Origin of the sequence: Pseudoalteromonas sp. MER144-MNA-CIBAN-0113 (genome assembly GCF_040308965.1) — a bacterium.
In the GTDB taxonomy this organism is placed as follows: Bacteria; Pseudomonadota; Gammaproteobacteria; order Enterobacterales; family Alteromonadaceae; genus Pseudoalteromonas; species Pseudoalteromonas tetraodonis.
On the sequence record NZ_JBEOOG010000004.1, the window covers coordinates 83,216 to 96,838 of the forward strand.

The window sequence follows — 13,623 nt, forward strand, 5'->3', positions numbered from 1 at the left end:
GCGCGGCTTAAATAGACTTTTCTCGCCCCATCTGCTTAACTAGATTTCATTAAATAGATGAAACTCACGCAAATAAATCTCTTGGGAATATAAATGACTGAAATACGATCGCAGCTGCGAGAATTTTTACTGCAATGGTTTAGTCTTTATTTTCCTGGGAGTGCGCATTTATGGTACAACATATTAGTACTGTGCTGGGTTGGCTTATTTGCGCTCATATTGCACCTCATCTTAAGGTCAGTTTCAAAACGACTACTTAAAGGCCGCTTTAGTGATAAAGTTGTTCAAACCGATACCCACACGCCTGCCGACTTAGCGCTTAAATTAACACGTAATATTTCCTTTGTTTTACAAGGTGCTGTGGTTGTTATACAAGCAAGGCTCTGGGTTCCCGAAGGAACGGCTTTTTTACATATCATTGAGATGTTTACTGATCAGTGGATCATTTTATTTGCACTGCTCTCGCTGTTCTCTTTGCTCAATATTTTTCAAGCAATATCTGACAGGCAACCCATTGCAGCTCACTTTCCATTACGTGGTTTTTTACAAACAATTAAACTGATCGCCAGCGTATTAACCGGTATTTTAGCGATTTCATTATTAATGAATAAATCCCCGTTAATATTACTCAGTGGTTTAGGTGCGCTATCGGCTGTACTGCTACTGGTGTTTAAAGACGCTATTTTAGGGCTGGTGGCCGGTATTCAGCTTTCAGCAAACAATATGCTTGCGGTTGGTGATTGGTTAGAAATGCCCAAATACGGCGCAGATGGCGATGTGATTGATATAGCCTTGACCACAGTTAAAGTAAGAAATTGGGATAAAACCATTACCACTATCCCAACCTATGCGCTAATTTCTGACTCATTTAAAAACTGGCGCGGTATGACAGAATCCGGTGGGCGGCGCATAAAACGGAGTATCCATATAGAAATGAGCAGTGTGCGCTTTTTAGATGAGCAAGAGATCACCGCGCTGAAAAAAGCAGATTTATTAAGTCACTACCTCGAAATTACCCTACCGGCTATTAACGAGCAAAATACCACGAAAAAAATAGATATGAGCTGTACGTTAAATGGTCGTCGGCTCACAAATGTTGGCACATTTCGTCATTATTTAGTCGAGTTATTAAAACAGCATCCACATATTCATCAGGGAATGACACTGATGGTAAGGCAGCTAGAGCCAACTAAAAATGGCTTACCCATTGAGATTTATGCATTTACCAATACAACTAATTGGGGTGAGTATGAAAATATTCAGTCAGATATATTTGACCATATTTTAGCGATATTACCCGCCTTTTCGTTACGTGCCCATGAGGCACCAACAGGGAACGATATTCGTCAACTAATTAAATAATCACTAAATCCGTTTTAATTGTGCTATTAACCACTGGTGAATATCGCTGTTATTTGAACGTGGATGCCATGCAGCAATCACCTTAAATGGCGGTGGTAATAATTCAACTTCAAGCTGTTTCACTTTGGCGTTTGGCAGTAAACGCGATGGGTAAAAAGCAATTAAGTCAGTACTGCAAAGCAAATCGGGGACAAATGAAAAGCCAGGCACTGACATAACAATATTGCGCGCATAGCCCTTATCAGCAAACCATTGGTCGTGAGAGCCTCGTAAGTTAGCACGTGACGCTGAAACCACTAATTGAGGGTGTGCGGCCACTTCAGCAAGGCTCAACGTCGATGAAGAAAACACCGTGTTTTTCCCCGCAATACAAATATGTTGTTCTTCAAATAATGTGTCATAGATTAAGTTTGCAGGGATAAATTCAGGAAAACTAATTAATAAATCCAGCTCTCCTGCACTTATTAATTGATTAACATTATCAGAGGCAAAGTCACGAATAATCAGCTTTAATCCTGGCGCTTCGCGTCTTGTTATTTCTAATAATTGTGGCAAAAGAGCTGCTATAGCGTAATCAGTCGCACTTATTGTAAATACGCCCTTGTAGCTACTTGGGATAAATTGTTTAGGTATTAATAACGCTTCTACCTGAGTTAATATTTGATTAATGGGCTTCTCTAGTGCAATTGCTTTAGGTGTTGCAACCATTGTATTGCCTTGGCGAATAAAAAGCCGATCGTCAAATAAGTCACGCAATTTTCGCAGCTGCTCACTAATAGCCTGCTGGGTTAAGCCCATTTTGCGGGCCACATCCGACACATTTTTTAGTTTAAGTAATGCACTCAATATTCGTAATTGTTTTATATCAAGCCGAGATATACCATTCATAATTGTATCTTAAACAAAAAAGCATTGTTTCAAATTGTACCTTTTAATCCCTATGCTCACCAGCATTGTAATTGGCACTAAACAGCATTATTAATTTAAAAGGTATTAAAATGAGTCAACCAAGTAAAAATATCGACAGTCTATTTTCATCAATCAATTTAGGCCCATACACACTTAAAAACCGTATTGTAATGCCGCCACTTACACGTTCACGTAGCACGGTTCCTGGCAATATCCCCAACGAGGTGATGGCCACATATTATGCACAGCGTGCTAGTGCTGGTTTTATGGTTACCGAAGGCACTCAAATTGAACCAAGAGGACAAGGGTATGCCTGGACACCGGGCATTCATTCTAATCAACAAATAGCTGGTTGGAAAAAAGTAACTGATGCAGTACATGCAGAAGGTGGAATTATTTTTGCTCAACTTTGGCATGTTGGCCGCGTTTCACACACCAGCTTACAGCCTAATGAAGCCAAACCTCTTGCCCCCTCAGCTCTAATAGCTGATAGCGTTAAAGTCTTTATTGAAACAGGACCGGCTCAAGGCGCTTTAGCCAACCCAAGTGAACCACAAGCTTTGACAACCGATGAAGTAAAAGAGCTTGTTGGCATGTATGCACAAGCTGCCCGTAATGCGCTAGAAGCGGGGTTTGATGGCGTAGAACTGCATTGTGCTAATGGGTATTTAGTAAATCAGTTTATTTCTGAGCACACCAATAAACGAGATGATGAATACGGCGGATCTCTTACTAATCGCCTGCGCTTTTTAAAAGAAATTGTCGCGGCAGTAAGTGACGTAGTAGGCCCTGAGCGCTTAGGGGTTAGATTTGCGCCCTTATTTAGCAGTACTGATGAAACCCGTGTTTATTTAGGGTTAGTAGAATCAGACCCACATCATACCTACATTGAAGCGATTAAAGTACTTGAACAAGCCGGTATTGCTTACCTTTCAATTGCAGAAGCTGATTGGGACAATGCTCCTGATTTACCAGAGCTATTTTATCAAGCAGCTAGAGCTGAATTTTCTGGGCGTATTATTTACGCTGGTAAGTACACTGTTGAAAAAGCGGTGGCGATGTTAGCTAAAGGCTACGGTGATTTATTTGCTTTTGGTCGCCCTTTTATTGCAAACCCTGATTTACCAGCGCGCATAAAAAATCAATGGCCATTAAATGAAGCCGATGCAGCCACTATGTATGGCGGGACTGAGCAAGGTTACAGTGACTACCCTTACTACAAAAACGATTAATTAATAGGCCATGGATGGCCTTATTCAATGTTTAAACGCTTTTTACATCGTCTCTCGCCTTGTTGAATTTAATCTGCTCACTATTTTTACATTTACTAAAATGTCATACATTTGGTTAAAAAATGTCGATAAAAAGCATTAAAATTAGTTTTAAAGTATTGCTTTTAAATAATTAACAAGCATTAAAGTAGTAATATTTTTTATATATCAATACAATAAGCTTTTATTTTTTTAGGCATCGGTCTTTGGAGCATGGGTTGTTAAAATTAGCAGGAGTTAAATCAACTTCTTTGAGTCTTTTAGCTGTGTGTGGATTATTTTTGTTATTAACTCAATTTCAAACCCAATGGCAAAGTAAGCTCTCTCTTATTAATAATCTTGTTTATCCATTACTAATTATTACCGCTATATTTGCCACTCAGTTTAATCGAAGTCGAGTCGCTATTTTGTGCGCATTTTGGTTACTTTATTTATGTTCACTTGAGTATGCTTTGCCGTGGTCAAGTTGGCTTAAAGCGCAATCTGATTGGGTTTTACTATGCGCTGCAAGTTTATTAATGTTGTTAGCCGTGATAAAAGATCGCGCACTTTTATCAATACACACTGCGACCCGAACCTTATTAATTATTCTATGTGGCGGCGCAGCGTTTGCGTGGCTGGCACTGAGTCTGCATTTACAAGGGCTATCATTACAACCTTCTGTTTATACTCAACTGCTTCCTTATTTACCCATAGCTTTACCACTGTCGCTCATTGGCAGCTTACTCATTTGGCAAAGCGTAAGAACACATAACCTGACGCAAACGGCGTTACTCATTACTTTTATTGTGTGGTGCCTTAACCAACAACATGTTATTGATTTTCCTTGGTCTGTCATTGCTGTACTTATGGCTTCTCTGTATTTATTAGCGGTGAGTACCGACTCATATTATTTAGCTTACAGAGACGATTTAACGAGCTTACCAACGCGCCGCGCACTTAATCAGCTTGCTCTATCATTAGGGCGAAAATACACTGTTGCTATGCTCGATATTGACCACTTTAAAAAATTCAACGACACCTATGGCCATGATATTGGCGACCAAGTACTTAAGCTAGTGGCAGCAAAAATGAGTGGCGTTAAAGGGGGTGGCAAAATTTACCGTTATGGCGGAGAGGAATTTACCGTTGTATTTCCAAGAAAAACAGCTGAGCAGTCAATTCCTGAACTAGAAACACTGCGTCAAAATATTGCAACCTACGACATGGTGATCAGAAACCCAAAACGCACAGATAAAAAATCCCGAAAGGGCAAACAGACAAACGACAATAAAACGGTAAACGTCACAGTTTCTATTGGCGTAGCACAAAGAACGGCAAAACAAACCTTTGACGAGGCTCTAAAAAATGCTGATTTAGCGCTTTATAGAGCTAAAAAGAAAGGCAGAAACAACGTAAGCGAATAATGCTTTTATAACGTGGCACGCTAACGTTTAGTTATAGCATGCCCAAAGGCATGCTAACTTTACCTGCAACCTATTGCTTTTCAATCACCGCTTTTAAATTATTTAACGCGGAGACCGAAAAACCACGGTCGTAAAAGTAAATAATTTTGCCACTCTCATCAAGCAGTATTACGCGGCTGTTGTTTGGGTTTTCGTTACCAGTAAATGCTTGAACTTTATCGCCATCTTTGTAAATTGTGATCACCCCACCCCACAACTCTTTTGGGATCCCTTTGCGCATACCGCTATCAATTAAGGTACTAAACATACGAGGAACCATACCCTGAATAGTGGGCAACTCATAAGCGGTCACATTCACTGCGCTCATATCTAAACCAATAAGCCAACGATCAATATCAAACTGGCTATCTTGTTTGTATCCAATTAATAACAACGTATTTGGGTTGTTAAAGTCCTCAGGAATGGTGAATGACTTTTGCTCTAAGCTTTCTCCCGTCACAGTAGGAAATTGCTTACCAATTAGTGCTTGGTTTGGGTATTGGGTTGAACACCCACTAACCACTAAAACCATCATCAGTGCCATTATTGCCTTTAACATACCTCTACTCCCTCTTTTAAATAAAAACTAAAGTGAACAAATTAATTTATTACTACGTATTAGGGTTACGATTTTATTTGTAGTTAAGATCTTACTTTCATCTAGTAAACGCCATAAATTAAAGAAAATACAATCATATGGGCTAATTTTTTCAACAATGCGCTCATTCGTTATACTTTAATATTATTACTATATTCATTTTAATTCTATACCATAGCGAAAGCGTATTTTGTTAACGTCTTACAAAGCGTTAAAGTGCCGCGCTAATTCACAGCTATAAAAGAGGGTACTATGTCGCTTGCTGTATTATTAATGTTGGCATTATTTGTCGGTTTGCTATTCGCGATTTATCTTGTTTCGCAAAAAAGCAGCTCTTTATCTCGTACCGTTTTATTTGGTTTAGTACTTGGTAGCGCCTTTGGTTTAGCCCTACAGTTTTTGTTTGCCCATTCCCCAGAAACCATTAAAGAAATACTCAGCTGGGTAAGCGTGGTGGGTAAAGGCTATGTCGGTTTATTAAAAATGATCATCATGCCATTGGTATTAATTTTTATGATTGCCGCAGTGGTAAAGCTCGAAAACCAAGGCTCTTTAGGTAAAATATCCTTTATTAGCATCTCTGTTTTACTTTTTACCACCGCGATTGCAGCATTAATTGGTATTGCGGTAACGTATGGATTTGATTTGAGCATTGAAGGGCTTGTATCAGGTACTCGTGAAGCCGCTAGAATGGACACCCTGCAAAGCAAAGCAGCGAATGTGGCCGACTTAAGTGTGCCACAAATGCTACTTAGCTTTATTCCTGAAAACCCCTTTGCGGATTTAAGTAATCAACGTTCAACCTCTATTATTGCCACGGTTATATTTGGTGTACTTGTTGGTATAGCTGCGCGTAAAGTAATGCTGGAAAAAACAGAACTTGCTAGCCCAATTCGTAACGGTGTAAACGCCCTACAAGCGACAGTAATGAGCTTAGTTCGCATGGTAATTGCTCTAACGCCTTATGGTGTTGCAGGTTTAATGGCAAGTGTTGTGGCAAACTCTAGTAGTAGCGACATTTTAAATTTACTTGCCTTTATCGTTGCTTCTTACGTGGCTATTTTATTAATGTTTGTTGTGCATGGTTTACTGCTTAGCTTAGTAGGTGTTAATCCAAAACATTACTTTGAAAAAATCTGGCCAGTGCTCACCTTTGCCTTTAGCTCGCGTAGCTCAGCGGCATCGATTCCTATGAATGTAGATGTGCAAATTAACCAGTTAAAAGTGCCCCCAGCAATCGCTAACTTATCGGCTTCTTTTGGTGCCACCATAGGTCAAAACGGCTGTGCTGGTATTTACCCTGCCATGCTTGCGATGATGGTTGCGCCAAGTGTGGGGATAGACCCACTCACATTTGAGTTTATTTTACCGCTTATTGGTATTGTGGTTATTAGCTCGTTTGGTATTGCAGGTGTTGGTGGTGGTGCTACCTTCGCAGCGTTGGTTGTATTGCCTACCATGGGATTACCTATAGAGGTTGTGGCTTTACTTATTTCTATTGAACCCTTAATAGATATGGCACGCACTGCACTCAACGTGTCGGGCTCTATGACCTCAGGTGTGATCACCAGTAAATTAATGAAAAATCAATAACACAGATTTTAATCTAATAGCCCAGCCTACGCTGGGCTTTTTTATGTCTGTCACTTTCAAAGCTCTTTAGTGATTTGTTTATTTAATCATTTAACTTTAATGAATCATTTTTATAGATTGTATCAATCGGTTTATTTCGCACACGGTTTTTAGCCCCTCTACTATACTATTCGCACTGCTTAGTCATTCAAGCTTGGTAAACAACAACTTGAATGGAGTAAAAGCTCACTAACTTTTAAATTATTAGATTCTATTTTTAATAATAGTAATACGCTTTGTATATAACAAAATTCGTTAACTTTAAGGAAGCTGACAATGAAAAACCGGTCATTTACTAAAAAAGCGCTTGTTGGATTTATAAGTATGGTACTTATGTCTGGCTCTGCTTTTAGCCAAGAAAAACCACAAATGTCTAAGCCACAAGGTGCTGTAGGCATGGGTGAGGCAAAAATGGGCGCAACCAGAACAAACCAATTTTGGTGGCCAGATCAACTAAACCTATCTCCTCTTCGTGATCATGATCTACGTTCAAACCCTTATGGTGCAGACTTTAATTATGCAGAGGCATTTAACAGCCTAGATTTAGACACAGTAAAAAGTGATATTGACGCCCTACTTACGCAATCTCAAGACTGGTGGCCAGCGGATTTTGGTAACTATGGCCCATTTTTTATTCGTATGACATGGCACAGCGCAGGCACCTACCGTACGCTTGATGGCCGTGGTGGCGCTGGCGGTGGTCAACAACGTTTTGAACCGCTTAATAGCTGGCCAGATAACGTAAGCTTGGATAAAGCGCGCCGTTTACTTTGGCCAATTAAACAAAAATACGGAGAAGCACTTTCATGGTCAGACTTAATCGTATTAGCCGGTAATGTTGCCTTAGAAAACATGGGGTTTGAAACCTATGGTTTTGCCGGCGGGCGAACTGACGACTGGGAACCAGACATGGTTTACTGGGGTCCAGAAGTAGAAATGCTTGCCAGCGACCGTGAAGATGCCAGCGGCAAATTAGAACGCCCATTAGGTGCAACGCACATGGGTTTAATTTACGTAAATCCTGAAGGCCCTAAAGGGGTTCCTGATCCAATTGGTTCAGCTAAAAATATTCGTGTTGCATTTTCTCGCATGGCGATGAACGATGAAGAAACCCTAGCACTTATTGCCGGTGGCCACACCTTTGGTAAAATGCATGGTGCGCACAAACCTAAAGATTGTGTGGGTGCAGAGCCTGCAGCAGCAGGTATTGAAGAGCAAGGTTTAGGCTGGAAAAACAAATGTGGTAAAGGCCACTCTGAAGATACCGTATCTAGTGGTTTAGAAGGCGCATGGACACAAGCCCCTACTCGCTGGTCATCACTGTACTTGAGCAACCTGCTTAACTTTGAGTGGAAACAAACTCGCAGCCCTGCAGGTGCCATTCAGTGGATCCCAACGGATGAATCGTTACACAACGCTGTACCTGACGCTCATATTAAAGGTAAGTTTAACGCACCGGTAATGACTACGGCCGACTTAGCGTTAAAATTTGATCCTGAATACCGCAAAATTGCAGAACGCTTTTTAAATGACCCTAAAGAGTATCAACTGGCCTTTGCTAAAGCATGGTACAAATTAACTCACAGAGATATGGGACCACCACGTAACTTTTTAGGTAAAGAAGTACCAAAAGACGACTTAATTTGGCAAGACCCTATTTCAGCAGAAACTCAATCAAACATTGATGCTGGTGCAGTAAAAGAGCTTAAAGCCGCTATTTTAGACTCAAACTTAAGTGTACCTGAGTTAGTACGTGTAGCCTGGGCTTCGGCTGCAAGTTACCGTGACTCTGATATGCGCGGCGGTGCCAACGGCGCACGTATTGCGCTTGCTCCACAAAAGGATTGGGCAGTAAATAATCCAGCAGAAACCGCAAAAGTACTTAACGTATTAAAAGCGATTCAAGCTGACTTTAACGATAGTTTCTTTAGCAAAAGCCAAGTGTCACTAGCCGACCTGATTGTGTTAGGTGGTAATGCAGCGATTGAAAAAGCAGCGAAAGATGCAGGTTACACAGTAGACGTACCGTTTAATGCTGGCCGTGGCGATGCTACGCAAGCGCAAACTGACGTTAATGCATTTAGTTTATTAGAGCTGCCTGCCGATGGCTTTAGAAACTACTTTGATGCAGAAAAAAGCTACAAATCGCCAACTGAAATGCTAATAGATAAAGCCGATCAGCTTGACCTAACCGTGCCAGAAATGACCGTGTTAGTAGGCGGCTTACGTTCGCTTGATGCAAACTACAAAGGCACTGACTACGGCGTATTTACTGACAAGCCAGGCACTCTAAATAACGACTTCTTTGTTAATTTATTAGATATGTCGACGGTTTGGAAAAAGTCATCAGATGCGGGTATTTATCAAGGCTTTGATCGTCAATCAGGTGAGCAAAAGTACACAGCCACTTCAGTTGATCTGATTTTTGGTTCAAATTCAGAATTGCGTGCAGTTGCCGAAGTATATGCCTTTGATACATCAAAGCAAAAGTTTGTAGAAGACTTTGTTGCGGCATGGACTAAAGTAATGAACTTAGACCGTTAATAACCATTAAGTAATACAACCATAGCGCTGCAATTAATTGCAGCGCTTTTTTATTAAGCTACTTTAAAGCAACCACTCGCTCGCGCAAATCATCGGCATTAACCTTCTGTGCAGCCACCATTTCACCAATAGTCACATTGACCAACGACCACTTTGGTCTAGGCAATCGCCACTTGGTTTTTCGACTAAACATACTGCCCCATAGTCCATCTAAATGAACAGGAATAACAGGCACCGGTGTGCGCTGAATTATTTTTTCAATGCCACGGCGAAATACATCAACTTCGCCATCTCCACTGAGCTTGCCTTCAGGAAAAATTCCCACCAGCTCTCCACGCTCTAGTGCCTGAGCGATATCGTCAAAGGCTTTATTAAACGCCTTAGGATTTGCTTTTTCACTATCAATTGGAATGGCTTTGGCCATTTTAAACAACCAATTAAGTGCTGGTGAATAATAAATAGGGGCAAACACGACAAACCGAATTGGCCTAGGTGACGCGGCTAAAATAAACATCCAATCAACAAAGCTAACATGGTTACTCACCACCACTGCAGCCCCATCATCGGGCATATTAAGCGTTCCCTTAGTGCGTACTCGGTACATACAAATCGCTAAAATATAAATAATAAAACGTAAGAAAAACTCAGGCACTTTGCTATATATGTACAGCGATATCAGTAAATTAAGCCCTGCTAATAACAACAGTAATTGTGAAATTTCCCAGTGTAAAAGCGTTAGGGTAACAATACTTAAAACAGCGCTGCCCACCATAAATAAGGCGTTTAGTACATTATTGGCAGCAATCACTCGTGAACGGCTATCTGGGTGAGTACGCTGCTGAATAAGTGCATACAGTGGCACCGTATAAAAACCCGCCGCTATACCAATACCAGCCATCCAAATAAAGTGCCAGAGCATATCGCCGGTATTAATCACTTGTTCAAGGGTAAGCAGCGATTCATTAGTTTGGCGATAAAACTCAATGCTTGGCTCTTGGCTTAATAAATATAAAAACAAGCTAATTAAAAGCGCCCCAAAAGGCACAATGCCTAACTCAATACGTGAGCGCGATAGCTTCTCACAAAGTAAAGACCCCAATGCAATACTCAACGAAAACACCACTAAAGCTGAGGTAACCACCAGCTCATCGCCTCCCATTACATGTTTTACATAGTTAGGGAGCGCGGTTAATATCACTGCACCAATCAGCCAAAACCAGCTGATCCCCAATACTGATTTACCCACTGACTCGGTTTGTGCGTTAAGCGCATTAAAAACACTTTTGGTTGAAGTAATAGGGTTAATCGATACTTTTAAGTTAGCATCATTGGCTGCACTTTTAGGAATAAATCGACTGCTTAAAAAGCCAATAACTGCAAGGCTTACTATTGCGATACTGATATAAATAGGGCCCGTTGCTTGGGTTATATAATAGGTGCCAAATACCGTGCCCAATAAAATAGCGACAAAAGTGCCCGACTCCACCAGTCCATTCGCTTTAGTTAGTTCATTTGGGGCCACATGCTGCGGTAAAATAGAGTATTTAAGTGGCCCAAAAAAAGTGCTTTGTAAACCCATTAAAAACACAGTACCCAACATTAACCAAACCTGCTCGGTTAAAATTGATACCACGCCCACCAGCATAATAGGTATTTCGCAAAACTTTACGATGCTGATTAGTTTTGATTTTTCCAACTTTTCTGCAATTTGCCCAGCCATGCCTGAAAATAAAAAGAATGGTAAAATAAATAATCCCGCAGCCACGTTAGAATAAAAAGCACCATCGGCCACCGTAGCAGCCTGAAAAATTAAAATAAGTAGGATTGATTGCTTATAAACATTGTCATTTAAAGCAGAGAAAAACTGCGTCACAAACAGAGGTAAAAACCGTTTACTGCTCAGTAAAGCTCCTTGATATTGTTGTTTATTTTCCTTCATTACGGTCTCTTAAAATTAGCTACAACGTTTAGATTACCACTGTGGAAAAGAAATACGAACCCACTTTTTAAGTACATGCTCAAACATATATTTAAATAAACAAAATAGCTAACCCAACAAAAATGACTAACAAATGAACAATGCGACTAAATCAATCGTATAAGTTGTTTATGAGTTGTAAATAAAACATCTATGTTCTAAACCTAAAAGGTGACTAAAAAAGGAGCATCTTTATGCCAACTACAAACACAATAGACAAAGACACTAAATTCGCACGTTTTTTAGAGTGCAACAAAGTAAATACATTTGCCGCTTTTCATTGGCTTTCGTTAGCGTTTAAGGATATGGCGCGCGCGCCCATGTTGAGTTTAATTTACGGTTTAATCTTCACGCTTATTCCGGTAGCGATTGTTTACTCTGTTGTACTTACCGACAGCCACTTAGCTATTTTACCTGCAACCGTTGCTTTTGCTTTGATCGGTCCGGTATTCGCCGTTGGCCTATACGATGTAGCCTGGGAACTTGAAAAAGGCCACAAACCTACATTAAGCCATTCATTAAAATCAATGTTTCGTAACCCTGTAGGTGAATGGGGTTTTGCGGTATTACTCATGGTAATTATGATTATTTGGATGCGCCTAGCTGCAATCGTACATGCATTATACCCAAACCATGTAAACCCCACCTTTGAAGAGCTTTCGGCGTTTTTAACTATAGGCAGCATTATCGGTGGGATTTTACTAGTCAGTGTGTTTTCAATTTCTGCATTTACGCCGCAAATTATGATGGAAAGACGTGTTGATATTATGACTGCTGTCGTTTCTTCAATCCACGCAGTTAAAGAAAACTTTGCAGCCATGGTAGTATGGTCAATTTGTATATTTATACTGGTAGCGTTGGGCTTTGCTGCAGGTGCCGCTGGATTTATTATTATTATGCCACTACTTAGTTACGCTAGTTGGCATGGATACATTGCGGTTATTAAAACAAAAACACCACGTGGTTATGAATAACATTTACCTGTAGTTTTATCACTTAATTAAATGCTTTTTGGCATTTAATTAAGTGTTGCCTCTTCTCCCTCAGTTTATAAAATCCGTAAAAACCTTGATCTGAATAAGGTGCAAAGCTTAAAAATAGCGCTAATATAAGCTGATACACCACAGATAATATAAAGGAATAAACATGAGTCAAAACGTTACAGACTTAATGACACCGAACCCATTTTCAGTGAACGTAAAAAGCACTTTGCATGACGCACATAATTTAATGAAAGAAAAAAACGTTCGCCATATTCCTGTTATTGACGAAGACGGCGCATTTGTCGGTATGCTCACACAAAAAATAATGGTCGCCAAAGTCATGGGTATCATGGCAACGTTTGGTGCTAATGCATTACAACGCAAAGAAAAACTCACAAAAGTAGAAGATATTATGGTGAGTGATTTTATTAGTGTAACCCCAGAGCAGCCGCTATCAGATGTCGTTAAATTTTTTGTAGATAATCGCCACGGTTGCATGCCCGTTGTTAGCGAGCAAGGTCAGCTAGTAGGTATTTTAACGTCTTCTGATTTTGTGCGCTTAGCTGCAGCACTGCTCTCGTAAATATTCTTCTTTAATGAAAACTGTATTTAGCTTTGCCAAATGCAGTTTTTACTCACTTAACAGATATATAAAATTAACAGCATAGATAGCTAAGTCACTAACAGCCTGTTATGGTAAACACCCTGCTTTTAATGGTTATTACAAGGTAAGTTTTCATATGGCTAATCAATTAAATGTACTAGGAACTCGCTTACAACTTTGCTGTGGCAACGGTGGCTATACCCGTGAGGGATTTTGTTATGTGCCCAGACTGTGTGAAAACTCTGATCACCTTTTGGTCTAAGTATGTTCTGCTTATGATCTATTAATCTATACATT

The 13,623-nt window shown here is 40.2% G+C and carries 10 protein-coding genes and 1 pseudogene; 8 read left to right on the forward strand and 3 right to left on the reverse strand.

Annotation, left to right across the window (positions count from 1 at the left end; genetic code table 11):
• Window positions 1–93 precede the first annotated feature (93 nt).
• A complete protein-coding gene (locus AAEY57_RS02175) occupies window positions 94–1,362 on the forward strand; it encodes a mechanosensitive ion channel family protein (protein WP_350606030.1) in 1,269 nt (422 codons plus the stop codon).
• A 3-nt stretch (window positions 1,363–1,365) separates the two neighbouring features.
• On the opposite strand, the gene AAEY57_RS02180 is transcribed toward AAEY57_RS02175, so the two are convergent.
• A complete protein-coding gene (locus AAEY57_RS02180; protein ID WP_024601320.1) occupies window positions 1,366–2,250 on the reverse strand; it encodes a LysR family transcriptional regulator in 885 nt (294 codons plus the stop codon).
• A 110-nt stretch (window positions 2,251–2,360) separates the two neighbouring features.
• Between AAEY57_RS02180 and AAEY57_RS02185 the strand changes: the two genes are divergently transcribed.
• Both AAEY57_RS02185 and AAEY57_RS02190 read left to right on the forward strand, forming a co-directional pair.
• A complete protein-coding gene (locus AAEY57_RS02185; RefSeq protein WP_350606032.1) occupies window positions 2,361–3,503 on the forward strand; it encodes an alkene reductase in 1,143 nt (380 codons plus the stop codon).
• Window positions 3,504–3,760: 257 nt separating this feature from the next.
• Complete coding sequence (locus AAEY57_RS02190; RefSeq protein ID WP_254772060.1) at window positions 3,761–4,948, forward strand: GGDEF domain-containing protein; 1,188 nt, start codon at window positions 3,761–3,763, stop codon at window positions 4,946–4,948.
• Window positions 4,949–5,018: 70 nt separating this feature from the next.
• Here AAEY57_RS02190 and AAEY57_RS02195 read toward each other — a convergent pair whose 3' ends face one another.
• A complete protein-coding gene (locus tag AAEY57_RS02195) occupies window positions 5,019–5,546 on the reverse strand; it encodes a hypothetical protein (protein WP_350606036.1) in 528 nt (175 codons plus the stop codon).
• 291 nt (window positions 5,547–5,837) lie between these two features.
• Between AAEY57_RS02195 and AAEY57_RS02200 the strand changes: the two genes are divergently transcribed.
• Together AAEY57_RS02200 and katG are read left to right on the forward strand one after the other, a co-directional pair.
• Complete coding sequence (locus AAEY57_RS02200) at window positions 5,838–7,178, forward strand: L-cystine transporter (protein ID WP_350606039.1); 1,341 nt, start codon at window positions 5,838–5,840, stop codon at window positions 7,176–7,178.
• 315 nt (window positions 7,179–7,493) lie between these two features.
• The gene (gene katG, locus AAEY57_RS02205) at window positions 7,494–9,761 is read left to right on the forward strand and encodes a catalase/peroxidase HPI (protein ID WP_350606041.1); all 2,268 of its coding nucleotides are present in this window, start codon (window positions 7,494–7,496) and stop codon (window positions 9,759–9,761) included.
• Window positions 9,762–9,819: 58 nt separating this feature from the next.
• Here the strand turns inward: katG and AAEY57_RS02210 are convergent, their stop codons facing one another.
• The gene (locus tag AAEY57_RS02210) at window positions 9,820–11,700 is read right to left on the reverse strand and encodes an MFS transporter (RefSeq protein ID WP_350606043.1); all 1,881 of its coding nucleotides are present in this window, start codon (window positions 11,698–11,700) and stop codon (window positions 9,820–9,822) included.
• A 233-nt stretch (window positions 11,701–11,933) separates the two neighbouring features.
• On the opposite strand from AAEY57_RS02210, the gene AAEY57_RS02215 reads away from it, so the two are divergent.
• From AAEY57_RS02215 to AAEY57_RS02225, 3 genes and pseudogenes are all read left to right on the forward strand, one after another.
• Window positions 11,934–12,713, forward strand: a complete 780-nt coding sequence (locus AAEY57_RS02215) for a DUF2189 domain-containing protein (RefSeq protein ID WP_350606046.1) — start codon at window positions 11,934–11,936, stop codon at window positions 12,711–12,713.
• Window positions 12,714–12,885: 172 nt separating this feature from the next.
• The gene (locus tag AAEY57_RS02220) at window positions 12,886–13,305 is read left to right on the forward strand and encodes a CBS domain-containing protein (RefSeq protein ID WP_010387564.1); all 420 of its coding nucleotides are present in this window, start codon (window positions 12,886–12,888) and stop codon (window positions 13,303–13,305) included.
• A 157-nt stretch (window positions 13,306–13,462) separates the two neighbouring features.
• A pseudogene (locus AAEY57_RS02225) lies at window positions 13,463–13,552 on the forward strand (DUF2237 domain-containing protein); the annotation flags it as partial.
• Window positions 13,553–13,623: the final 71 nt, after the last annotated feature.

Coding starts and splice junctions, on each gene's coding strand:
- katG (WP_350606041.1), top strand. CDS start 7,494: ATGAAAAACCGGTCATTTACTAAAAAAGCGCTTGTTGGATTTATAAGT.
- AAEY57_RS02175 (WP_350606030.1), top strand. CDS start 94: ATGACTGAAATACGATCGCAGCTGCGAGAATTTTTACTGCAATGGTTT.
- AAEY57_RS02180 (WP_024601320.1), bottom strand. CDS start 2,250: ATGAATGGTATATCTCGGCTTGATATAAAACAATTACGAATATTGAGT.
- AAEY57_RS02200 (WP_350606039.1), top strand. CDS start 5,838: ATGTCGCTTGCTGTATTATTAATGTTGGCATTATTTGTCGGTTTGCTA.
- AAEY57_RS02215 (WP_350606046.1), top strand. CDS start 11,934: ATGCCAACTACAAACACAATAGACAAAGACACTAAATTCGCACGTTTT.
- AAEY57_RS02185 (WP_350606032.1), top strand. CDS start 2,361: ATGAGTCAACCAAGTAAAAATATCGACAGTCTATTTTCATCAATCAAT.
- AAEY57_RS02195 (WP_350606036.1), bottom strand. CDS start 5,546: ATGTTAAAGGCAATAATGGCACTGATGATGGTTTTAGTGGTTAGTGGG.
- AAEY57_RS02220 (WP_010387564.1), top strand. CDS start 12,886: ATGAGTCAAAACGTTACAGACTTAATGACACCGAACCCATTTTCAGTG.
- AAEY57_RS02210 (WP_350606043.1), bottom strand. CDS start 11,700: ATGAAGGAAAATAAACAACAATATCAAGGAGCTTTACTGAGCAGTAAA.